21 protein-coding genes and 1 pseudogene are annotated in these 22,605 nt (G+C 45.7%); 21 read left to right on the top strand and 1 reads right to left on the bottom strand.

The window, feature by feature from the left end; genetic code table 11:
• Positions 1–168 precede the first annotated feature (168 nt).
• From ravA to QJR74_RS14670, 20 genes are all read left to right on the top strand, one after another.
• Positions 169–1,665, top strand: a complete 1,497-nt coding sequence (gene ravA / locus QJR74_RS14765; RefSeq protein WP_304372562.1) for an ATPase RavA — start codon at positions 169–171, stop codon at positions 1,663–1,665.
• A complete protein-coding gene (viaA, locus tag QJR74_RS14760; RefSeq protein ID WP_304372561.1) occupies positions 1,662–3,122 on the top strand; it encodes an ATPase RavA stimulator ViaA in 1,461 nt (486 codons plus the stop codon). Before ravA ends, viaA begins: the two co-directional genes overlap by 4 nt.
• A 55-nt stretch (positions 3,123–3,177) precedes the next feature.
• Positions 3,178–5,301 carry a 5-histidylcysteine sulfoxide synthase gene (ovoA, locus tag QJR74_RS14755; RefSeq protein WP_304374065.1) on the top strand — a complete coding sequence of 708 codons (2,124 nt, stop codon included), beginning with the start codon at positions 3,178–3,180 and terminating at the stop codon, positions 5,299–5,301.
• Positions 5,302–5,346: 45 nt separating this feature from the next.
• Positions 5,347–5,808: a transcriptional regulator AsnC gene (asnC, locus tag QJR74_RS14750; protein WP_048913076.1), complete on the top strand. Its 462-nt coding sequence runs from the start codon at positions 5,347–5,349 to the stop codon at positions 5,806–5,808.
• A 153-nt stretch (positions 5,809–5,961) separates the two neighbouring features.
• Positions 5,962–6,402 (top strand): FMN-binding protein MioC, encoded by a 441-nt coding sequence (gene mioC, locus QJR74_RS14745; protein WP_304372560.1) that lies wholly within the window; start codon positions 5,962–5,964, stop codon positions 6,400–6,402.
• A 431-nt stretch (positions 6,403–6,833) separates the two neighbouring features.
• On the top strand, positions 6,834–8,723 hold the full coding sequence (gene mnmG / locus QJR74_RS14740; RefSeq protein ID WP_304372559.1) for a tRNA uridine-5-carboxymethylaminomethyl(34) synthesis enzyme MnmG: 1,890 nt from the start codon (positions 6,834–6,836) through the stop codon (positions 8,721–8,723).
• 49 nt (positions 8,724–8,772) lie between these two features.
• Entirely contained in the window at positions 8,773–9,393 is a 621-nt protein-coding gene (gene rsmG / locus QJR74_RS14735) for a 16S rRNA (guanine(527)-N(7))-methyltransferase RsmG (RefSeq protein WP_304372558.1), read from the top strand.
• Between the two features lie 153 nt (positions 9,394–9,546).
• Positions 9,547–9,843: a hypothetical protein gene (locus QJR74_RS14730; RefSeq protein WP_304372557.1), complete on the top strand. Its 297-nt coding sequence runs from the start codon at positions 9,547–9,549 to the stop codon at positions 9,841–9,843.
• Between the two features lie 418 nt (positions 9,844–10,261).
• Entirely contained in the window at positions 10,262–10,642 is a 381-nt protein-coding gene (gene atpI, locus QJR74_RS14725) for a F0F1 ATP synthase subunit I (protein ID WP_304372556.1), read from the top strand.
• 8 nt (positions 10,643–10,650) lie between these two features.
• Positions 10,651–11,469, top strand: coding sequence for a F0F1 ATP synthase subunit A (atpB, locus tag QJR74_RS14720; RefSeq protein ID WP_099824391.1), 819 nt, complete (start codon positions 10,651–10,653; stop codon positions 11,467–11,469).
• 48 nt (positions 11,470–11,517) lie between these two features.
• Complete coding sequence (gene atpE / locus QJR74_RS14715) at positions 11,518–11,757, top strand: F0F1 ATP synthase subunit C (protein WP_028684986.1); 240 nt, start codon at positions 11,518–11,520, stop codon at positions 11,755–11,757.
• Between the two features lie 108 nt (positions 11,758–11,865).
• Entirely contained in the window at positions 11,866–12,336 is a 471-nt protein-coding gene (gene atpF / locus QJR74_RS14710) for a F0F1 ATP synthase subunit B (protein ID WP_092676886.1), read from the top strand.
• 14 nt (positions 12,337–12,350) lie between these two features.
• Positions 12,351–12,884 carry a F0F1 ATP synthase subunit delta gene (gene atpH, locus QJR74_RS14705; RefSeq protein ID WP_048913083.1) on the top strand — a complete coding sequence of 178 codons (534 nt, stop codon included), beginning with the start codon at positions 12,351–12,353 and terminating at the stop codon, positions 12,882–12,884.
• Between the two features lie 14 nt (positions 12,885–12,898).
• Positions 12,899–14,440: a F0F1 ATP synthase subunit alpha gene (atpA, locus tag QJR74_RS14700; RefSeq protein WP_304372555.1), complete on the top strand. Its 1,542-nt coding sequence runs from the start codon at positions 12,899–12,901 to the stop codon at positions 14,438–14,440.
• Positions 14,441–14,491: 51 nt separating this feature from the next.
• Entirely contained in the window at positions 14,492–15,358 is an 867-nt protein-coding gene (gene atpG, locus QJR74_RS14695) for a F0F1 ATP synthase subunit gamma (protein ID WP_099824397.1), read from the top strand.
• Positions 15,359–15,388: 30 nt separating this feature from the next.
• Positions 15,389–16,786 (top strand): F0F1 ATP synthase subunit beta, encoded by a 1,398-nt coding sequence (gene atpD, locus QJR74_RS14690; RefSeq protein WP_241627131.1) that lies wholly within the window; start codon positions 15,389–15,391, stop codon positions 16,784–16,786.
• A 23-nt stretch (positions 16,787–16,809) separates the two neighbouring features.
• Positions 16,810–17,229, top strand: a complete 420-nt coding sequence (locus QJR74_RS14685; RefSeq protein ID WP_304372554.1) for a F0F1 ATP synthase subunit epsilon — start codon at positions 16,810–16,812, stop codon at positions 17,227–17,229.
• Positions 17,230–17,385: 156 nt separating this feature from the next.
• A complete protein-coding gene (gene glmU / locus QJR74_RS14680) occupies positions 17,386–18,762 on the top strand; it encodes a bifunctional UDP-N-acetylglucosamine diphosphorylase/glucosamine-1-phosphate N-acetyltransferase GlmU (RefSeq protein WP_304372553.1) in 1,377 nt (458 codons plus the stop codon).
• A gap of 35 nt (positions 18,763–18,797) precedes the next feature.
• Positions 18,798–20,630, top strand: coding sequence for a glutamine--fructose-6-phosphate transaminase (isomerizing) (gene glmS / locus QJR74_RS14675; RefSeq protein WP_304372552.1), 1,833 nt, complete (start codon positions 18,798–18,800; stop codon positions 20,628–20,630).
• Between the two features lie 216 nt (positions 20,631–20,846).
• Positions 20,847–21,251: a TnsA endonuclease N-terminal domain-containing protein gene (locus QJR74_RS14670; RefSeq protein ID WP_304372551.1), complete on the top strand. Its 405-nt coding sequence runs from the start codon at positions 20,847–20,849 to the stop codon at positions 21,249–21,251.
• On the opposite strand, the gene QJR74_RS14665 is transcribed toward QJR74_RS14670, so the two are convergent.
• Positions 21,242–21,939, bottom strand: a protein-coding gene (locus tag QJR74_RS14665; RefSeq protein WP_304372550.1) for an IS1 family transposase whose coding sequence is annotated in 2 segments (ribosomal slippage) — positions 21,242–21,690 and positions 21,690–21,939 — 699 coding nt in all. Because the reading frame shifts where the segments join, the coding sequence is not laid out codon by codon here. The genes QJR74_RS14670 and QJR74_RS14665 overlap by 10 nt on opposite strands.
• A 49-nt stretch (positions 21,940–21,988) precedes the next feature.
• Between QJR74_RS14665 and QJR74_RS14660 the strand changes: the two are divergent.
• Positions 21,989–22,603: pseudogene (locus QJR74_RS14660) on the top strand (IS1595 family transposase).
• Positions 22,604–22,605: the final 2 nt, after the last annotated feature.

Below are 22,605 nucleotides of genomic sequence, written 5' to 3'. Positions count from 1 at the left end.
AACCTTGATAATTTATAGAGTTCGCACAGTATGCACAGTTTTAGTAAAAAACCTATCATGCATTAACATATGCTATTACTTAATGACAAAAATCATTTACAGTGCAAAGAGAAAAACTTACGCTCGCCTCGCTAGATAGCGAACTAAGCTGCGATTTAAGGATGCCTGATGATACCCGCACAACTCCTCGCCGATAGAATTGTCCGTTTGAGTAATCAATTAGAAAAAGGCTTGTATGAACGCCACGATGTCATACGTCTTTGTCTATTAGCCGCGCTCAGTGGCGAGAGTGTCTTTCTGATGGGGCCACCCGGGATTGCGAAAAGTTTAATTGCCCGCCGTATTAAATGTGCGTTTAAAGACGCAACTGCCTTTGAATATCTCATGACGCGTTTCTCAACGCCAGAAGAAGTCTTCGGGCCGCTGTCTATTCAAGCCTTAAAAGATGAAGGACGGTATCAGCGTATCACTGAAGGATACTTACCGGATGCAGAAGTGGTGTTCTTAGACGAAATTTGGAAAGCCGGTCCAGCAATACTCAATACGCTCTTAACCGCCATTAATGAACGCCGATTCCGTAATGGCAAAGATGAGCAGAAAATCCCGATGCGCTTATTAATCAGCGCTTCTAATGAATTACCCGATGAAGAGAGTGGATTGGAAGCACTCTATGACCGGATGTTGATCCGTCTGTGGCTTACCAATGTTAATGAAAAACGCCACTTTCACGGCATGCTATTACAAGTAGAAGATAGTCACTTTACGCTGGAAGACGATAACCTCGCGATTACCGACGAAGAATATTTCCAATGGCAGCAAGCCATTCCGAAGGTATCACTACCCGAAGCGATCTTCGAACTCGTTTATCGACTGCGCCAACAGCTTCAGCAGCTTCCTGAAGCCCCTTATATTTCAGACCGTCGATGGAAGAAAGCCATTCATCTACTCCAGGCCAGCGCCTTTTTCAGTGGCCGACAAGCGATTGCCCCAGTAGATCTCATCTTATTAAAAGAGTGTTTATGGCATAACGCCGCTTCGCGCACGCTTATTGAGCAAGAGATTCGTTCCCTGCTACTCCACCATGCCTGGCAGCAGCAACCGATGCTGTTAGCCTTGCAGCAAATCCAAGCACGTAAGCAGACGCTTCATCAAGAGCAGAGCCTGACCCAAGCCTTCAAACTCGCGAAGCAAAGTGCGATGTTTAGCCGTAAGCCACATTATCAGTTACCTAGCACCCTTACTGACGAGAGCTTTACCTTACTGTTACAGCACCCTCTTACTCTTCATCATTTACGTGTCACACATATTGTTATTGAACGTGAAGCGCTTCATCACTGGCTACAAAAAGGTGGTGACGTGCGTGGCAAATTGAACGGTATTGGTTTTCCACAATCTCTCGATTTATCGGTCGATGAACAAGATTGCCTTGTAGTCAGAGACATTAGTCTACAAGCGACACGCTTAAACTATGAGGACGATGTCACGAGTAGCGATGTACCTGATGAAATTATTACTCAATTTTCTCAGTTACAGGACCGTCTTCAGCAGCAACGGCTCCTCTTCCGCCAACAGCAGCAATGTCTATTTATTAATAGTGATTGGCTGGCCGAAATTGAGGCAAGCCTCCAAGAGGTTGCGGCACATATTGAACAGGCTCAGCAATGATCTCCTTGGATACATTGCTTAATCTGCTGACGCTGAATGACAGTATTAATCTGAATGACTTTTTGGCAACCGTGCTTACGGCGCCGCAATTAGTGCTACTTTTAGAAAAAAGCCCCAAACTAAAGAAAATGCTGCAACGCGAGTTACCGCAGATCAAGGCCTCCATTACACAACAACTTAAAGATACACCTGTCCCTGACCCATTGGCGCAAGAATTCGCTTTCTATACCCAAACGCTAGGTTTGACCTACTATCAATTTACTCAGCAACTGCAACAGACTTGTCAGCAGCTTGAATTACTCAACTCTCCTTTTTACGACGAAGCGCAAAGCTTACTCAAGCAGACAGAAGGAGAGTCGCTCACTCCAGCCCAACACAGTTTATTTATTCAACGTTGGCGAATGAACCTGACTCTACAAGCCTTAACGCTCAACGATGATCTACTGGAACAGCATAAACAGCGATTAATAGAAGAGTTAAAAAAACAACTCGCGATGAGCGGTTTTCTTGCGCCACTGCTCAATGATGATGAAGAGATGAGTCATGGACGTTTATGGGATTTGAGTAAATCATCGCTGCATACCGCAGACAGCGAACGTTTAACGGAGTACAGCCACTTTTTACGATCCCAACCGCAACTCAATGAATTGGCACAAAAACTAGGGCGTAGCCGAGAATCCAAAGCAATCGCCGCAGACAATCATCAACTCGGTCTCGAACAACGCTTACAGTCGATTACCAGTACTTTTCCAGAAGAGGTTCAAGGCGTACATCAGAGTGATGACGTATTACGCCTTCTACCACCGGAACTGGCTTCACTGAGCTTGAATGAGTTAGAAATCGAGTTTTATCGTAAACTGATCGAAAAACGGCTCCTCACTTATCAGCTTCAAGGTGAAGACCACCAGCCTGTAACGACACAACGTCCGGTTATCTATCAAGAAAAAGAACAACAACCTAAAGGTCCGTTTATTGTCTGCGTCGATACCTCTGGCTCAATGGGCGGCTTTAATGAACGCTGTGCTAAAGCGTTTTGCCTAGCATTACTCAACATTGCGTTTAAAGAAAACCGCCGCTGCTTTGTTATGATGTTTACCCAAGAAATTATTCGATACGAATTAACCGCCGAAAGTGGCATGCCTCAGCTAATTCGTTTTTTGAGTCAACGTTTTCGCGGAGGAACAGATATCGGTCATTGCCTACAAGAAGCGGTGAAATTACTGCAAACTGACAGCTGGCAGGAAGCCGACGTCGTGGTGATTTCTGATTTTGTCGGCCAACGTCTCAGCGAAGAGACTCAACAACAGGTTCGCCAGCAGCAACAGCTGCATCAGCAACGCTTCCATGCCGTTACGCTGTCCGATCATGGAAAGCCTCGGTTATACGCTATTTTCGATTTTATCTGGCCTTTTGATACAGGATTAAAAAGCCGGTTAAAGCGCTATGTCCGGCGCTAAATATTTAGGGACTGCTATAGTTTGAACATAATCATTAAGGAAAGCGACTATCGTGATAACTACAACGCTAACACCAGCTTTTACTCCATCGCTCTCAGGTAGTGATCCTGAGCTGAAACGACAAGAACTTCTCACTTACTTTAAAACCACTTGGCACACGTATGAGCAATTGTTTACCTGCCTCACGGAAGAACAGGCGTGGACGACTAAAGCGATTCCGCTTCGCCATCCACTTATCTTTTATTACGCGCATACCGCTACCTTTTTTATCAATAAGTTGATCGCCGGCGGTTATCTCACACAGCGGATCGATGAGCGAATGGAAGCCATGATGGCGATTGGCGTCGATGAGATGAGTTGGGACGATCTGAATGACGACCATTACGAGTGGCCCACTCCTGCAGCGGTACAACGCTACCGCGACCGCGTTCGCCAGCAAGTTATTGAGGTAATTACTCATCTTCCTCTCACTCTCCCTATTAAATGGAGTGATCCTGCTTGGGCGATATTAATGGGGATCGAACATGAGCGTATTCATCTTGAAACCTCTAGTGTGCTTATCCGGCAACTGCCTATCCATTGGGTCACCCCACAACCAGCTTGGCCCGTTTGTCCACACTTCTTATCGCGCCTTCAGGATGTTCCTGACAATAGTTTAGTCCCTCAATCAGGCGGGGCATTAACGCTTGGTAAAAAAGACGACTATTACGGCTGGGATAACGAATATGGTCAACAGGAGCAAACCATAGCGCCTTTTTCCGCCAGTAAAATGCTGGTGAGCCACGCCGAATTCTACGAATTTATCCGTGATGGCGGCTATCAAACCGCCGACTGGTGGGATGAAGAGGGCTGGGGGTGGAAAACCTATACAAAAGCGGATAAACCGACCTTCTGGGTAGGCGATATTACCTCGCCCGATCACCTTAAGCTTCGCGTCCTCGCAGAAGAAATTGATTTTCCCTGGGACTGGCCTGTCGAGGTTAATCAATTAGAAGCCTCCGCTTTCTGCCGGTGGAAATCAGCGAAATCAGGCCGTTCTATTCAGCTCCCTAGCGAAGGTGAATGGGCGTGGTTACGCGATCAGGTCGATGGAGACCATCCAGACTGGCAAACCCCTATCGGCAATATCAATTTACAAGGCTGGGCTTCTTCAGCCCCAGTTACCCATTTTAAACAGGGTGAGTGCTTCGATATCGTCGGTAATGTCTGGCAATGGACCACGACGCCAATCAGCGGTTATCAAGGCTTTACCGTTCATCCGCTTTACGACGATTTTTCGACTCCCACCTTTGATGGGAAACATAATTTAATTAAGGGTGGGAGCTGGATATCCACCGGTAATGAAGCGTTAAAAGCTGCACGCTATGCTTTCCGGCGCCACTTTTTCCAACACGCTGGCTTTCGCTACGTAGAATCGACTCATCAGGAAACTATGCTAAAAAATCCTTACGAAACTGACACCATGGTCGCCCAATATCTCGACTTTCAGTATGGCGAGAACCGCTTCGGGGTTGAAAATTATGCCAAAGCCTTGGTCGAAAAAGTGATCCCCCATTGCCACAGCACCCTTCATGCCTTGGATCTTGGCTGTGCCACTGGCCGTGCCAGCTTTGAGCTCAGTCGTTACTTTGATCGGGTAACCGGTATCGACTATTCCGCACGCTTTATTGATGTGGCGCTACAACTGATGACCGGGGAGGATTTCCGCTACGCTCTGCCTACCGAAGGCGAACTGGTCGATTATCATCAAGTCCGCCTCAGTGATTTAGCCATTACCGCTGAACAGTGGCAAAAGGTGGATTTTAAACAAGGGGATGCCTGCAATTTAAAGGTGACACGCGCTGAGTATGATCTTATCTTTGCTTCAAACTTAATTGATCGTTTACGCGAGCCAACACGCTTCCTCAAAAGTCTTAGCGCGTTACTTAAACCCGGTGGCGTGCTGATGCTCTCTTCACCCTACACTTGGTTAGAAGAGTTCACGCCTAAAGAAAATTGGTTAGGGGGCATTCGTGAGAATGGTGAAGCCGTAACAACCTACCAAAGCTTACAACGACTTCTACGCGACGATTTTGAGGAAATTCAGTCGGCGGAAGATATTCCGTTTGTTATCCGTGAGACGGCTCGAAAACATCAATATACCGTGGCACAAGCAAGTTATTGGCGCCGTAAAGCGTAGAGCACAAGCGCCCGTTAGGGCGTTTGTTTTTTCAAGGATTATGATATGTCTGATGCCTCTCAACTCGACGAACTGGATCGAGATATTCTTAATGTACTGCTTAAACAGGCGAAAACGCCTTACGCAGAACTGGCCAAAATGTTTGGCGTTAGTGCGGGGACCATCCACGTTCGTGTTGAAAAGATGCGCCAAAGCGGTGTAATAACCGGTACCCATATTGCGGTCGATCCCCGTAAGCTAGGATTCGATGTCTGTTGCTTTATCGGCATTATTTTAAAAAGTGCACGCGATTATCCTGCTGCCTTACAAAAGCTTGAAGCACTCGATGAGGTCGTCGAAGCGTGGTACACCACCGGCCACTACAGTGTCTTTATCAAAGTCATGTGTCGATCCATCGATGCTTTGCAGCATGTATTGGTCAATAAGATCCAGACCATTGATGAAATACAGTCCACGGAAACCCTGATCTCACTCCAAAACCCTATTGATCGCCCGATCAAAGCTTAATAGCACTCAATACTGTGGATAAAGTTATCAGTGCTTTGATCCACAGTGCTCAATCTTTCCTAAATAGTTAAAAAATAATAATCCCCCTATTATCCACAGGTGGATCACCGCTTGATCACCGAGTACAATGGCCGCCTTTATTGAGGAGGGCATATGGCTGAAATTACTTTTATTACGGGTAGCACACTGGGGAGTGCTGAGTATGTTGCAGAACATCTCGCGGATAAATTAAGCGAAGCAGGTCATACCAGTGAATTACTTCATGGCGCAGAGCTCGATGAAGTCCCGTTAGAAGGAATTTGGATCATTGTCACCTCCACTCATGGTGCTGGCGAGTTACCGGATAATCTGCTCGACTTCAGTGAAGCCTTATCAGAACAAAAACCCGATCTCAGCGGTGTTCGCTATGGCGCGATAGGACTCGGTAATAGAGAGTACGATCTATTTTGTGGTGCGATAAAGACGCTAGATGATCAATTAACCCAACTTGGTGCCACCCGTATAGGTGATCGCCTTGAAATTGATGTGCTCGAACACGAAATTCCTGAAGATCCGGCTGAAGAGTGGCTGGTGGAGTGGGTAGAGAAGATTTAATCCCCGCGTTAGATCGTTTTTTTTTCGAGATCCCTAGTTTTTTACTCTGTTTTTGAAAGAAAGATCCCTAAAATTATGTGGATAACTATAGGGTAATCATGCGTAAAACCCGTGGTTATCCACCATATAACTTTAGTTCACTTATTGAGCTGTGCATAAGTGCCGATCTTGATCCCAGCTTATACGGATAACGATCACCGATCATTCACATGAATTGATCCCATCGAACAGTCTGATATTGTTGAGGAATTGGTAGTTATCCACAGAAAAGGTCGATCCTAATAAGAGATCTAACAGAAAGATCATATACAGAATAAAGATCTTTCTTTTAAACCTTAAGGATCGTGCCACTTTCCCCCATTCGATTATTTAAGTAGAATTCATCACCTGGACATTCAGTCCGAGATATTTCATCAACCGAGGTACACTTCATGTTTTATCCAGATCCTTTTGACGTTATTGTCATTGGTGGGGGTCATGCTGGCACAGAAGCAGCAATGGCTGCGGCTCGTATGGGCCAAAAAACGCTATTGTTGACTCATAACATCGATACGTTGGGACAGATGTCCTGCAATCCCGCGATCGGTGGTATCGGTAAAGGCCATCTGGTTAAGGAAGTGGACGCCTTGGGTGGGTTAATGGCCACGGCTATCGATCATGCAGGTATTCAGTTTAGGATACTAAACAGCAGTAAAGGCCCGGCGGTCAGGGCGACTCGTGCACAAGCCGACAGAGTCCTTTATCGCCAAGCTGTTAGAACTGCTCTTGAAAATCAACCTAACCTCATGATTTTTCAGCAAGCTGTCGACGATCTGATCGTAGAAAATAATCAGGTTGTGGGGGCTGTCACTCAAATGGGCTTGAAATTTAAAGCTCGTTCAGTTGTTTTAACGGTAGGGACCTTCTTAGACGGTAAAATTCACATCGGCCTAGATAACTTTAGTGGTGGCCGTGCTGGTGATCCGCCATCGATCCCCTTGGCTCGCCGTTTACGTGAATTACCTTTGCGTGTTGATCGCTTAAAGACCGGCACACCGCCACGTATTGATGCGCGTACGATCGACTTTAGTCAACTCGCGCCACAACACGGTGATAACCCAAGCCCAGTCTTCTCATTCATGGGAAATGCCGCGCAACACCCAGAACAAATGGCGTGTTATATCACTTATACCAATGAAAACACGCATGATGTTATTCGTAATAACTTGGATCGTAGCCCAATGTATGCGGGGATCATTGAAGGTATTGGCCCGCGTTACTGCCCATCGATCGAAGATAAAGTCATGCGCTTTGCTGATCGTAATGCGCACCAGATCTTTTTAGAGCCTGAAGGGCTAACTAGTAATGAGATTTACCCTAATGGTATTTCAACTAGTTTACCTTTCGACGTACAAATGCAAATTGTTCATTCGATGAAGGGACTGGAGAATGCGCGGATCATTCGACCTGGCTATGCTATCGAATATGATTTCTTTGATCCCCGTGACCTGAAACCCTCCTTAGAGAGCAAACATATCCAGGGCTTATTCTTTGCTGGGCAGATCAATGGGACAACCGGTTATGAAGAAGCGGCAGCACAAGGATTACTTGCGGGCTTGAATGCCGGACGTTATGCCTCTGATAAAGAGGCGTGGACGCCAAGACGTGATGAAGCCTATATCGGTGTACTCGTCGACGACCTCTGTACGTTAGGAACCAAAGAACCCTACCGTATGTTTACCTCACGCGCTGAATATCGTTTAATGCTCCGCGAAGATAATGCTGATTTACGTCTCACCGCAATTGGCCGTGAGCTTGGGTTGGTTGATGAGACTCGCTGGACGGCATTTAACCAAAAATTGGAAATGATTGAGCTTGAGCGTCAGCGTTTGCGTGATATCTGGGTCCATCCTAAATCGACCAATGTCGAGGATCTAAACCAATTACTGAGTGCACCATTGACCAAAGAGGCGAACGGAGAAGATTTATTACGTCGTCCTGAAATGACCTATCAAGCGTTGACTGAATTAGCCTTGTTTACGCCTTCAGTAACGGATCCTCTCGCGGCGGAACAAGTTGAAATTCAAGTGAAGTACGAAGGTTATATTGCTCGCCAGCAAGAAGAGATCACGCGACATCTGCGTAATGAAAATACGCTACTCCCTGTCGATCTTGATTATAAAAACGTTAACGGTTTGTCCAATGAGGTGGTGGCTAAGCTTAACGACCATAAGCCAACCTCCATTGGTCAAGCTTCTCGTATTTCCGGTATTACTCCTGCGGCCATCTCAATTTTGCTGATATGGCTTAAAAAGCAAGGATTGCTGCGTAAAAGTGCTTAAGTCAGTTGAGAGGAAGTGACAACTTCCTCTCCCTTTCGGAATAAATTCTGTGATTACACAACTATCAAAACTACTCAACCAGTCGGCCATTTCTCTTACCGATCAACAAAAACAGCGTCTTGTTGCTTATGTTGAATTGTTAGATAAATGGAATAAAGCTTATAACCTTACCTCAGTGCGTGATCCACAACAGATGATTGTCCGCCATATCATGGACAGTATTGTGGTCGCCCCCTATTTACTGGGTAAACGCTTTATCGATGTTGGGACGGGACCAGGATTACCGGGGATTCCTCTTTCTATTGTGATGCCAGAAGCGGAATTTACGCTACTTGATAGTTTAGGGAAGCGCGTTAGATTCTTAAAACAAGTCCAACATGAATTGAAACTGGAAAATATTGTTCCAGTCCAGTCACGCGTTGAAGAATATCCCGCCACACCGCCATTTGATGGGGTGATTAGCCGAGCTTTTGCTTCAATCAATGATATGTTGCATTGGTGTCAGCATCTTCCAGCGGAAGAACATGGACGCTTTTATGCGTTAAAAGGGCAATATCCTGCTGAAGAGTGTGAATCTTTACCCAAAGATATCCATCTTGAAGCATCGCATCGATTGGTTGTTCCTCAGTTAGATGAAGAACGTCATCTACTAATACTGAAGAAAATTTAATATAAGGAACCGATAAGGTTCCTTTTTTCATAGTTAAAGCTAAAATCCTACATAACTATCTGTTTACAAAGATAAAAATGATCATTTACTCTTACTGCGCACTTTGACATGTGTCGTTAACAGTAATCATTAACCGTTATGAAAGGAATCACTATGAAAGAATTAACAGTACAGCAATCTCAGCAAGTCTCTGGGGGGATTTTTGGGTTTGTAACCACACCGATTGGTGCCGTAATGGGCTTAGCGATTGGAACAATTGTTGATCAGGCGTGTAAGGTCAGTAATTTAAAGACTTCATTTAAATGGTCTGGCTTACAATTGGGGGCTGGTATTGGTGCTGCAGTAGGCATCGCTCCGATTACTGCCGCCTTAGGTATCGGCCTGGGTGTAGTGAGCATTGTCAAAAATAAAAATAGCATCAATGAACAGAAAGCGGCTCAAGGCCGTTAATCGATAGGCTGAAAAGCAGAAGTATGAAAAGATAATATTTCTGCTTTTCAACTTACTCAAAAAGTAAAAATATTCGTCATTTATCTTACTAAAAGCTGCGATTTTAACCTTATTATTCATAAGGATTAATTCACTCGAGAAGTGATATTGTTTCAATAATGTTTTATTTACGTTAATTTTTAACGAAGTAAACTGTCACTGACTCGCTTATTTTAGTTATTTTTTCGTAATTATTCGTTGAATAACGCTTTTCTGAAAGAAATTTAAATAATTGTTCATCTTTTCGCAAGTTACAGATTGAAATCGTAGGTGCTCCCCGTATAATTTGCACGGCTTTTGCTGTTCACTCTTTAAGTGGCCACAGCAGCTTTTTAAGCACACGAAATACCATTCCGGGTTAAAGGGGAATTTTCACGTTATGTCACTAGCCTTTTACAGTATGCGATTGGCTAAGGCGGTACTGATTATCCAGCTTGGAACATTAATCGTTCTAGGTCTTCTTTTTACCCTAAAAAGCACTCACGATGGAGTTTCTGCTCTAGCAGGAGGGATAGCGGCCTGGTTGCCTAATATCCTATTTACGTTTCTGGCCTGGCGCCTGCAAGGGCAATCACCAGCAAAAGGGCGTGTTGCCTGGAGCTTTGCATTCGGTGAAGCGATGAAGGTTATTTTAACCATCATCATGCTTATTGTGGCGTTAGGTGTGTGTGGGGCTGCATTTTGGCCCCTTGCAATAAGCTGGTTGTCGGTGTGTGTAGTTCAAGTTATCGCACCGGTTGTAATTAACAAAAAAGGGTAAGAAGCATCATGTCCGCAGGAGAAATCTCAACCCCACAGGAATACATTGGTCACCATCTGACTCATTTACAGATTGACCTTCGTACTTTCCAGTTGGTGAATGCGCACGACGCTCCGGCAACATTCTGGATACTGAATCTGGACTCTATGTTCTTTTCTGTTGTCCTGGGACTGATCTTTCTGGTGTTGTTCCGTAAAGTTGCTAAAAACGTAACGAGCGGAGTGCCAGGTAAGCTTCAGGCGGCAATTGAGCTTGTTGTAGGTTTTGTCGATGCCAACGTACGTGATATGTACCATGGCAAAAGCAAACTGATCGCTCCATTGGCACTGACAATTTTCGTCTGGGTCTTCTTGATGAACTTCATGGATCTGCTACCTATCGACCTGCTGCCATATATTGGTGAGCATGTACTAGGTCTGCCAGCATTACGTGTCGTCCCATCAGCTGACGTAAACGTGACATTGTCGATGGCACTGGGCGTATTTATTTTGATTCTGTTCTACAGCATCAAAATGAAAGGGGTAGGCGGGTTCACTAAAGAACTTACTTTACAACCTTTCAATCATCCGATCTTCATCCCTATCAACCTGATTCTTGAAGGTGTTAGCTTACTGTCGAAACCTGTTTCACTGGGTCTGCGTCTGTTCGGTAACATGTATGCGGGTGAGTTGATCTTTATCCTGATTGCAGGTCTGTTACCGTGGTGGTCACAGTGGGTTCTGAATGTGCCATGGGCCATTTTCCACATCTTGATTATTTCGTTACAGGCTTTCATTTTCATGGTCCTCACGATTGTCTATCTGTCGATGGCATCTGAAGAGCATTGATTTTTACACCAACATTATTGATTTGATTGAAACAAACTGGAGACTGTCATGGAAAACGTGAATATGGATCTGCTGTACATGGCTGCCGCTGTGATGATGGGTCTGGCTGCTATTGGTGCTGCGATCGGTATCGGCATCCTTGGAGGAAAATTCTTGGAAGGCGCTGCTCGTCAGCCTGACCTGATTCCTCTGCTGCGTACTCAATTCTTTGTTGTTATGGGTCTAGTGGATGCAATTCCTATGATCGCTGTAGGTCTGGGTCTCTACGTGATGTTTGCCGTCGCCTAGTAACGTTGTTGGCGAGCGTTAAGCAAGCCAATAAACGAAGAACAGAGTCTGCCGCTTGTTATTATGACAAGCGGCAGAGCAAGTTAACTTATTGAGAGGCATTGTGCTGTGAATATTAATGCAACAATCCTCGGCCAGGCCATCGCATTTATCCTGTTCGTCTTATTTTGTATGAAGTACGTATGGCCGCCAATTATGGCTGCTATCGAAAAACGTCAGAAAGAAGTTGCTGACAGTTTATCTTCTGCAGAACAAGCAAAGAAAGACTTGGATATCGCGCAAGCTAATGCGACCGACCAGCTGAAAAAAGCCAAAGAAGACGCTCAGGTTATTATTGAGCAGGCGAACAAACGTCGTACACAGATTCTTGAAGATGCGAAAGCTGAAGCAGATGCTGAACGTACTATGATCGTCGCACAAGCGCAGGCAGAAATTGATGCTGAGCGTAAACGTGCCCGTGAAGAGCTACGTAAGCAAGTTGCGTTACTGGCTGTCGCAGGAGCTGAGAAAATCATCGAGCGTTCCGTGGATGAAGCTGCTAACAGCGACATCGTTGATAAACTGGTCGCTGAACTGTAAGGAGGGAGGGGCTGATGTCTGAACTTATTACTGTAGCTCGCCCCTACGCCAAAGCAGCTTTTGACTTTGCTGTTGAGCACCAAGCTATTGATCGCTGGCAGAGCATGCTAGCATTTGCCGCAGAAGTCGTTCGCACTCCGCAGCTTGCTGATTTACTTTCAGGTGCTATCGCCTCTGAAAAAGCAGCTGCCACGGTGAACGCTGTGTGCGGTGATCAACTTGATGCCCATGGTCAGAACCTGGTTAAGGTAATGGCTACAAATGGTCGTTTGACCGCGCTTCCTGCAGTTCTGGAAAGCTTTATTCAATTACGTGATGCGTATGAAGCAACGGCGGAAGTCGACGTTATCTCTGCAAGCGCATTGAATGAAGCGCAACTGGCTAAAATCAGTGCCGCGATGGAAAAACGTTTATCACGCAAAGTTAAGCTGAATTGCAAAATCGATAAGTCTGTAATGGCAGGCGTCATCATCCGTGCGGGTGATACGGTCATCGACGGAAGTATCCGTGGCCGTCTAGATCGTCTAGCAGACGTCTTGCAGTCTTAAGGGGACTGGAGCATATGCAACTGAATTCCACCGAAATCAGCGAACTGATCAAGCAGCGTATTGCTCAGTTCGATGTCGTGAGCGAAGCTCACAATGAAGGTACAATTGTTTCTGTAAGTGACGGGATCATCCGTGTTCATGGCATCAATGATGTTATGCAGGGTGAGATGATTGCCCTACCCGGCAACCGTTACGCTATCGCACTGAACTTAGAGCGCGACTCTGTTGGTGCAGTAGTGATGGGTCCTTACGCTGATCTTGCCGAAGGCATGAAAGTGAAGTGTACTGGCCGTATTTTAGAAGTTCCTGTTGGACGTGGTCTGTTAGGCCGTGTTGTTAACACTCTTGGTGCACCTATCGATGGTAAAGGACCTGTTGAAAACGACGGTTTCTCTCCAGTTGAAATGATTGCTCCAGGCGTTATCGACCGTCAATCTGTTGATGAGCCTGTTCAAACAGGTTACAAAGCAGTTGATGCGATGATTCCAATCGGCCGTGGCCAGCGTGAGCTGATCATCGGTGACCGTCAGACCGGTAAAACCGCGATGGCGATCGATGCAATCATCAACCAACGCGATTCAGGCATCAAATGTGTTTACGTTGCTATCGGTCAGAAAGCTTCAACGATTTCGAACGTTGTTCGTAAATTAGAAGAGCACGGTGCACTGTCTAACACTATCGTTGTCGTGGCTTCAGCTTCTGAATCTGCTGCACTGCAATATCTTGCACCTTATGCAGGATGTGCGATGGGTGAATACTTCCGTGACCGTGGTGAAGACGCGCTGATCGTTTATGATGATTTGTCTAAGCAAGCTGTTGCTTACCGTCAAATTTCACTGCTGCTACGTCGTCCACCAGGACGTGAAGCATTCCCTGGTGATGTTTTCTATCTCCACTCTCGTCTGCTAGAGCGTGCTTCACGTGTTAGCGCTGAGTATGTTGAAAACTTCACTAAAGGCGAAGTGAAAGGTAAGACCGGTTCATTAACCGCGCTGCCAATCATCGAAACTCAAGCGGGTGACGTTTCTGCGTTCGTTCCGACTAACGTAATCTCTATTACCGACGGTCAGATCTTCTTAGAATCGAACCTATTTAACTCCGGTATCCGTCCTGCCGTTAACCCAGGGATCTCTGTATCTCGTGTGGGTGGTGCAGCGCAGACCAAAATCATCAAGAAACTGTCTGGTGGTATTCGTACCGCATTAGCACAGTACCGTGAATTGGCAGCATTCTCCCAATTCGCATCAGATCTTGATGAAGCGACTCGTAAGCAATTAGATCACGGTCAGAAAGTGACTGAATTGCTGAAGCAAAAGCAATACGAGCCAATGTCTGTTTCTCAACAGGGTCTGGTTCTATTTGCTGCTGAGCGTGGCTTCCTGAGCGATGTTGAACTGTCTAAAATCGGCAGCTTCGAATCTGCTCTGTTAGCTTATGCTGCTCGCGAGCATGCGGAACTGATGCAGGAAATCAACCAATCTGGTAATTACAACGGCGAAATCGAAGAGAAGTTCAAAGCTCTCCTCGAAACGTTCAAGAAAACCCAGTCCTGGTAATGTCTTGCGGCTTGCTGAGTAAGCAGGCCGCCTGACTTTGAGGAGAAGCTCATGGCCGGCGCAAAAGAGATACGTAGTAAGATTGGAAGCGTAAAAAATACGCAGAAAATCACCAAAGCGATGGAAATGGTAGCCGCCTCCAAAATGCGTAAATCGCAGGAACGCATGGCAGCCAGCCGTCCGTATGCAGAGACTATTCGCAAAGTGATCGGTCACTTAGCGTTAGGAAATCTGGAATACAAGCACCCTTACCTGGATGAGCGTGACGTTAAGCGCGTCGGCTATTTGGTCGTTTCTACCGACCGCGGGCTTTGTGGTGGTTTGAACACTAACTTGTTCAAAAAATTAATGACAGAGATGAAAGCTTGGTCTGATAAAGGTGTTCAGAGCGATCTGGCCATTATCGGTTCGAAAGGGCTCTCATTCTTTAAAGCTGTTGGCGGTAACGTTGTTGCTCAAGCAAGTGGCTTAGGCGATAAACCTGCACTGGCTGATATCATCGGTCCAGTCCAAGTGATGTTACAAGCCTTCGATGAAGGCCGTATCGACAAGCTTTATGTCGTTAGCAACAAATTTAACAACACGATGTCCCAGACCCCAACCGTTACCCAGATGCTGCCGTTACCGCCAGCTGAAGGCGAAGCAGAGTTGAAGACGAAAACTTGGGACTACCTGTACGAACCCGATCCGAAAGCGTTGCTGGATACTTTGCTGCGCCGTTATGTCGAATCTCAGGTTTATCAGGGTGTTGTGGAAAACCTGGCCAGCGAGCAGGCCGCACGTATGGTGGCGATGAAAGCTGCAACCGACAACGGCGGAAACCTGATCAAAGAGCTCCAGTTGGTTTACAACAAAGCTCGTCAGGCCAGCATCACCCAGGAACTTACCGAGATCGTCTCGGGGGCCTCCGCGGTTTAACCAGGTAACGAATTAGGTAGAGGATTCAAGATGGCAACTGGAAAGATTGTCCAGATTATCGGCGCGGTCGTTGACGTCGAATTCCCTCAAGATGCAGTACCACAGGTGTACAATGCTCTTGAGGTTCAAAATGGCGACGCTCGCTTAGTGCTGGAAGTTCAACAGCAATTAGGTGGTGGTGTTGTTCGTACGATTGCAATGGGTACTTCTGATGGCTTGAAGCGTGGTCTTCAAGTGTCTGACCTGGCTAAACCTATCCAGGTTCCAGTCGGTAAAGCAACCCTAGGTCGTATCATGAACGTTCTGGGCGAACCAATCGATATGAAAGGTGAGCTGACGAACGAAGACGGTAGTACTGTGGAAGTTAACCCTATCCACCGCGCTGCACCAAGCTACGAAGAGCTGGCGAACTCCACTGAGCTTCTGGAAACAGGTATCAAAGTTATTGACTTGATCTGTCCATTTGCAAAAGGCGGTAAAGTTGGTCTATTCGGTGGTGCGGGTGTAGGTAAAACCGTAAACATGATGGAACTGATCCGTAACATCGCGATCGAGCACTCAGGTTACTCAGTGTTTGCCGGTGTCGGTGAACGTACTCGTGAAGGTAACGACTTCTATCACGAAATGACTGACTCAAACGTTATCGATAAAGTAGCGTTAGTCTACGGTCAGATGAACGAGCCACCAGGAAACCGTCTGCGCGTTGCGTTGACTGGTCTGACTATGGCTGAGAAGTTCCGTGACGAAGGCCGTGACGTACTGTTGTTCGTTGACAACATCTACCGTTACACCCTAGCCGGTACCGAAGTTTCAGCACTGTTAGGTCGTATGCCTTCGGCAGTAGGTTACCAACCAACTCTGGCAGAAGAGATGGGTGTTCTTCAAGAACGTATCACTTCTACTAAAGCGGGTTCAATCACCTCTGTTCAAGCGGTCTACGTTCCTGCGGATGACTTGACTGACCCATCACCAGCGACCACCTTTGCTCACTTAGATTCAACAGTGACACTGAGCCGTCAAATTGCTTCTCTGGGTATCTACCCAGCGGTTGACCCACTGGATTCTACCAGTCGTCAGCTGGATCCATTAATCGTGGGTCAAGATCACTATGATACGGCACGTGGCGTTCAGTCATTACTGCAACGTTACCAAGAATTGAAAGACATCATCGCTATCCTTGGGATGGACGAACTGTCTGAAGACGACAAGCTACTGGTTTCTCGTGCTCGTAAAATTCAGCGCTTCCTGTCTCAGCCGTTCTTCGTTGCAGAAGTCTTTACTGGCGCACCAGGTAAGTATGTTTCTCTGAAAGATACTATCCGTGGCTTTAAAGGCATCATGGAAGGTGAATTCGATCACCTGCCAGAGCAGGCATTCTACATGGTTGGTGCCATCGAAGAAGCCGTTGAGCGTGCGAAGAAACTGTAATTACAGTTTCCAGGAGAATAATTATGGCTAAAAGTTTTCACCTGACTGTTGTCAGCGCAGAGAAAGAGATGTTCTCTGGTGTTGTTCAACATATCCAGGTGTCAGGTAGCGAAGGTGAGCTAGGGATTTTCCACGGCCACACCCCGTTACTGACCGCCATTAAGCCTGGTTTGGTTCGTATCGTTAAACAAGATAATAGCGAAGAGGTTATTTACCTCTCTGGCGGTATCTTGGAAGTTCAGCCTAACGACGTTAACGTAATGGCGGACACCGCGATTCGTGGCGAAGAGTTAGATGAAGCGCAGGCGCTTGAAGCGAAGCGTCAAGCTGAAGAGTCTATGAGTAAAAACAACACTGATGTTGATTATGCTCTGGCTTCTGCGGAACTGGCGAAAGCGATTGCCAAGCTGCGGGTCATTGAACTGACCAGAAAAGCGATGTAATCAGGCCTAGTGCTCTGAATCATGCCAGCCCTTACCGGCTGGCATTTTTTTTAGCTATTTTTCTTCACAATATCTAATTTTGGTAAGAGAAATATGGTGTATCCTGTGCAGTAAAGTGATTATCTCTTCAAGCGAATCAAACGAATTAGGATCTGTATGTCTAGTAAAGCGATGAGTGTGGTGATCCTTGCAGCAGGCAAGGGGACAAGGATGTATTCCGACCTTCCAAAAGTGTTACACCACTTGGCAGGTAAACCGATGGTGCAGCACGTCATTGATACAGCCAAAGTCCTTGAAGCAAAAAAAATCCATCTTGTTTATGGCCATGGTGGCGAATTATTAAAAAGCCATTTAGCCGACCCCGACCTGCATTGGGTTTATCAAGCAGAGCAATTAGGTACCGGCCATGCCATGCAACAAGCTGCCCCTGCATTCAGTGATGATGAAGACATTTTAATGCTTTACGGTGATGTTCCGCTAATCGCCGCTGATACTTTACGCCGTTTACATGCCTCGAAACCTCATGGTGGCATCGCCTTATTGACAGTCATAACCGATACTCCAACCGGTTATGGTCGTATTCTGCGTGATCACGATACAATAACCGGTATTGTTGAGCAGAAAGATGCCTCAGCCGAGCAGTTGACCATAAAAGAAGTCAATACGGGTATTTTATTGGCCAACGGTGGAGACTTAAAACGTTGGTTGAGTCAGCTAACGAATAACAATGCGCAGGGTGAATATTATATCACCGATATTATTGAGCTTGCTCACCGCGAAGGACGTGAAATCTGTGCGGTTCATCCGACGAAGCAGAGTGAAACGGAAGGGGTGAATAATCGCTTACAGCTCTCACAATTAGAACGTATTTATCAACACGACCGTGCAGAGCAGTTATTATTGGCGGGTGTTATGTTACGTGACGCTTCGCGGTTCGATCTTCGTGGTCATTTAACTCATGGTCGTGATGTTGAAATTGACTGCAATGTGATTATCGAAGGTGATGTGGTACTGGGAAATAACGTCAAAATTGGTGCTGGCTGTATTCTCCGTAACAGTGTGATCGGTGATAACGCAGAAATAAGCCCCTATAGCGTGATTGATGGTGCCGAGCTCGGTACGGCCTGTACTGTCGGCCCGTTTGCACGATTACGTCCAGGCGCTGAATTAGCGGCAGAGGTTCATGTCGGCAATTTTGTCGAAGTTAAAAAATCTCAACTAGGTAAAGGGACGAAAGCTGGTCATTTAAGCTATCTTGGCGACGCGACTATTGGCAGTGATGTCAATATTGGTGCAGGAACCATTACCTGTAATTACGACGGTAAATATAAGTACCAAACGGTGATCGGTGATCATGTCTTTGTGGGATCAGATACTCAACTTATTGCACCGGTTACGGTCGGTGACGGCGTGACTATTGCTGCAGGTACCACGGTGATGCGTGATATAGCCTCAGCATCGTTGGCCTACAACCCCAAAGAGCAGTTAAGCAAAGCCGGTTGGCAGCCCTCAAGAAAGAAAAGTAACTCGTAAAAACGGCTTACATTCAAACAGTTTAGGATAATGTTATGTGTGGAATAGTGGGTGCGGTAGCACAACGTGATATTGCTGAAATTTTATTAGAAGGCCTACGCCGTCTAGAGTATCGCGGTTATGACTCTTCGGGCTTGGCAGTGGCTGACCAACAGGGGCATTTAACGCGTCTTCGTCGTTTAGGTAAGGTGCAGGCGCTGGTGGATGCAGTTGAGCAACAACCCGTCACAGGCGGCACTGGTATTGCGCATACACGTTGGGCCACACACGGTGTTCCATCCGAAGTGAACGCTCACCCACATGTTTCTCATAATATTGTACTGGTACATAACGGTATCATCGAAAATCACGATGAGTTACGCCCAGCGCTGCTGGCCGATGGCTATGTTTTTACCTCACAAACCGATACCGAAGTGGTTGCTCACTTAATCCACCAGCAGCAGAAAATGCATGGTGGTAGCTTACGTGAAGTGGTACAACGCGTGATTAAATTATTACGCGGTGCCTATGGCATGGTGATTATGGATAGCAATGACCCTTCAGTTCTGGTCGCTGCACGTTCTGGCAGCCCATTAGTGATTGGTTTAGGGGTGGGTGAGAATTTTGTGGCATCTGACCAGCTGGCGTTATTACCGGTCACCCGTCGTTTTATTTTTTTAGAGGAAGGTGATGTCGCTGAAGTAACTCGCCGCACCGTCTCCCTATTCCAACGTGACGAAACGCCAGTGACTCGCGCAGTCATCGAATCGTCTGCTCAATATGATGCTGGCGATAAAGGTCTTTACCGTCACTACATGCAAAAAGAGATCTACGAGCAACCGATCGCGATTAAGAATACTCTACAAGGTCGTTTCCATGACGGGCAAATTGATCTAAGCGAATTAGGGGAGTCAGGTCTTGCGCTACTCTCTCGCGCCAAGCATATTCAAATTGTTGCCTGTGGAACCTCTTATAACTCCGGTTTAGTCTCCCGTTACTGGTTTGAGGCTATTGCTGGTGTTCCGTGCGATGTCGAGATTGCCTCGGAATTTCGTTACCGTAAATCGGTGGTACGTCCCGATAGCCTACTGATTACCTTATCGCAGTCCGGCGAAACGGCGGACACCCTTGCAGCCCTTCGTTTATCCAAAGAGATTGGCTACTTAGGCGCGCTGACAATCTGTAATGTCAACGGCTCGTCTTTGGTACGCGAGTCGGATATGGCGTTAATGACCAAGGCGGGTACCGAGATCGGCGTCGCCTCGACCAAAGCGTTCACTACCCAATTAACCGTACTCTTAATGCTGGTGGCACAGATGGCTCGCCTGAATGGTAAGCCTGAAGCGGTGGAACACGAGATTATTCATGCACTACAAGCCTTACCGGGGCGTATTGAACAAATACTCTCGCAAGATAAGAACATTGAGAGTCTAGCGGAAGATTTTTCTGACAAACATCATGCCTTGTTCTTAGGTCGTGGCGATCAATACCCTATCGCCATGGAAGGGGCATTAAAGCTTAAAGAGATCTCTTATATTCATGCCGAAGCTTATGCGGCGGGCGAGCTAAAACACGGGCCGTTGGCTTTAGTTGATGCCGATATGCCGGTTATTATTGTTGCGCCAAATAACGAACTACTGGAAAAGCTAAAGTCCAACATTGAAGAGGTACGGGCTCGCGGTGGTTTACTCTATGTCTTCGCCGATCAAGATGCCGGCTTTAGTGATAGCCCGAATATGAAAATTATCCCACTGCCACATGTCGAAGAGGTGCTTGCTCCGATCATCTATACCATCCCACTGCAGCTGCTTTCTTACTATATTGCGCTGATTAAAGGAACAGATGTCGATCAACCTCGTAATTTAGCGAAATCGGTAACGGTAGAGTAAAGCTAAGCGCGGATAGTGCTTTGATTATTGTGAGCAGAAAATAAAGTCTCACACTAAACAATAAAGTATCATACTATATTGTTTGTTTTATGAACACCTGTTATGCTCATTTCAAATGAACACAACAGGTGTTTTTTTATGCTATCAGTCCAACAACAACAGAAATAGATCAAAGATGGTCGAGGTGATGGTGAATTCTCATCATATAAACCTTGGTTGACTGTCCGTGATCTATCGTCACGTGGTCGCTCTCATCGAGTTTATGGTCATAAAACGAAGCGGACACACCATTTACTATTAGACTTAGAGCTTGCTATTTTCTTAATTTTAGAATGGAATCCATTTATTCAAAATATACGAGAACAATTCCCTCTTCGAATAGAACAAACTGAAGAAATTGCCGATTTAAATTTTATTCCACACCCAGCCGTTAGAGGCATTAAGCAGATAATGAGTACGGATTTTTATGTATTCAGTTCCGACCCTATAAATCCTCGATTTAGTATACAGGCTAAATATCAGAAAGACCTTGAAAATATCCGTACAATTGAAAAGCTAGAAATCGAACGACGTTATTGGAAAAGTAAAGAAATTCCGGTGGTGACTCCAATTTATTGGTAGTGATTTAAAGTTACGTAATACCCTATTACCTTATCATGCAATTCAACCGACTTTGAAAACGATAACGTCTTGCGCCCTAAACGAGCGATATGCTGCCTTAGGTTTAGGTTATGCCGTTCAATACGTTGAGTAAAACGTTTACTATTAGTATGTATCTCTCTCTTCAGTCTTTTCGCGTAAGCCGGCCAACCATCTGTCATCCAGACCACGATATCGAACTCAGAGAGTAGAGCCAGCAAACGTTCCAGTGTATCCAGATTTCTTTCTCCGAATACATGAGCAATGACCGACTTATGCTGTTTATTATAGGCATAAAACAGCCATCTAGGGTGAGACTTGGAGCCTACCCAACCCCACTGTTCATCAAGCTCTGCACAGATAATGACTTCAGCACCGGGGTTAAGTCTCGTTGTTACTGAGAGTGGTTTAAGTTTTTTAAGTGGCGAAGAACCGTATTGAGTCCAATTCCCATAATTTCTGCTGTTGCCCGACACCCGACGCCATTCATAGCGATGTCGATAATTTGTTGAGGCTTACCCGGATAAGAAGCGGCATAAGTGAAAGAGAGCAGCCATGTCTTACGGCAATGTTGATAGAGATAACGTTGATGGCCGGAAGTGCTTTTACCGTTACGTACGACACCTTTAGTTGCAGAACAAGCAGGACAATGAATAGGTAGGGAAGCCATGTTATAAGCTCAAAATAGATATCATACACTAAATCAGCAAGTTGGTAGCATTACCTATTTTTCGATGGATTTAACAGCAATCAATACCGCTATTTTGACAAATATTTCTACTCGATCTGTTAATACCATTTTTCTAAAAATAAGAGCACGATTAGCCGAAGTTTGTGAGCAATCCTCTCCTTTATCATGAGCCATTGAAGTGGATGAGTCTTACTTCGGAGCACAAAGAGTAAGAGGAAAAAGAGGACGTGGGGCGAGTGGAAAAACGATTGTCTTTGGACTTTTGAAACGAGAAGGTAAAGTATATACAGAAATTGTCTCTGATTGTTCAAAAGCAACATTACAAGGCATCATTCGATGAAAAATTGATCCTGAATCTGTGATTCATTCTGATGGATGGCGGGGTTATGATGGCTTGGTTGATTTAGGCTTTGATAAGCATTTTAGGGTTCACCATGGGGCCAATGAATTTGTTAGAGGGGAAAGTCATATTAACGGAATTGAGAGTTTTTGGAGCTATACTAAAAGACGACTCACAAAGTTTAATGGCGTTCCCAAAAAGACCTTTTATTTGCACCTTAAAGAAACAGAGTTTCGATTTAATTATCTACATGATAATCTATATCTTGAAATTCTTAAAATTTTAAGGAATAATCCTCTTTAACT

This window comes from Tatumella ptyseos (genome assembly GCF_030552895.1).
Lineage (GTDB): Bacteria > Pseudomonadota > Gammaproteobacteria > Enterobacterales > Enterobacteriaceae > Rosenbergiella > Rosenbergiella ptyseos_A.
Note: the sequence above shows the minus strand (reverse complement) of the source record. Positions and strands in the feature narration are given on the sequence as shown.

Bases quoted from the DNA above. Each gene is read 5' to 3' on its own strand.
- atpI (WP_304372556.1), top strand. From the start codon at position 10,262: ATGTCACTAGCCTTTTACAGTATGCGATTGGCTAAGGCGGTACTGATT.
- mioC (WP_304372560.1), top strand. From the start codon at position 5,962: ATGGCTGAAATTACTTTTATTACGGGTAGCACACTGGGGAGTGCTGAG.
- ravA (WP_304372562.1), top strand. From the start codon at position 169: ATGATACCCGCACAACTCCTCGCCGATAGAATTGTCCGTTTGAGTAAT.
- asnC (WP_048913076.1), top strand. From the start codon at position 5,347: ATGTCTGATGCCTCTCAACTCGACGAACTGGATCGAGATATTCTTAAT.
- glmS (WP_304372552.1), top strand. From the start codon at position 18,798: ATGTGTGGAATAGTGGGTGCGGTAGCACAACGTGATATTGCTGAAATT.
- atpG (WP_099824397.1), top strand. From the start codon at position 14,492: ATGGCCGGCGCAAAAGAGATACGTAGTAAGATTGGAAGCGTAAAAAAT.
- atpE (WP_028684986.1), top strand. From the start codon at position 11,518: ATGGAAAACGTGAATATGGATCTGCTGTACATGGCTGCCGCTGTGATG.
- atpD (WP_241627131.1), top strand. From the start codon at position 15,389: ATGGCAACTGGAAAGATTGTCCAGATTATCGGCGCGGTCGTTGACGTC.
- viaA (WP_304372561.1), top strand. From the start codon at position 1,662: ATGATCTCCTTGGATACATTGCTTAATCTGCTGACGCTGAATGACAGT.
- QJR74_RS14730 (WP_304372557.1), top strand. From the start codon at position 9,547: ATGAAAGAATTAACAGTACAGCAATCTCAGCAAGTCTCTGGGGGGATT.
- atpH (WP_048913083.1), top strand. From the start codon at position 12,351: ATGTCTGAACTTATTACTGTAGCTCGCCCCTACGCCAAAGCAGCTTTT.
- mnmG (WP_304372559.1), top strand. From the start codon at position 6,834: ATGTTTTATCCAGATCCTTTTGACGTTATTGTCATTGGTGGGGGTCAT.
- atpA (WP_304372555.1), top strand. From the start codon at position 12,899: ATGCAACTGAATTCCACCGAAATCAGCGAACTGATCAAGCAGCGTATT.
- QJR74_RS14685 (WP_304372554.1), top strand. From the start codon at position 16,810: ATGGCTAAAAGTTTTCACCTGACTGTTGTCAGCGCAGAGAAAGAGATG.
- atpB (WP_099824391.1), top strand. From the start codon at position 10,651: ATGTCCGCAGGAGAAATCTCAACCCCACAGGAATACATTGGTCACCAT.
- glmU (WP_304372553.1), top strand. From the start codon at position 17,386: ATGTCTAGTAAAGCGATGAGTGTGGTGATCCTTGCAGCAGGCAAGGGG.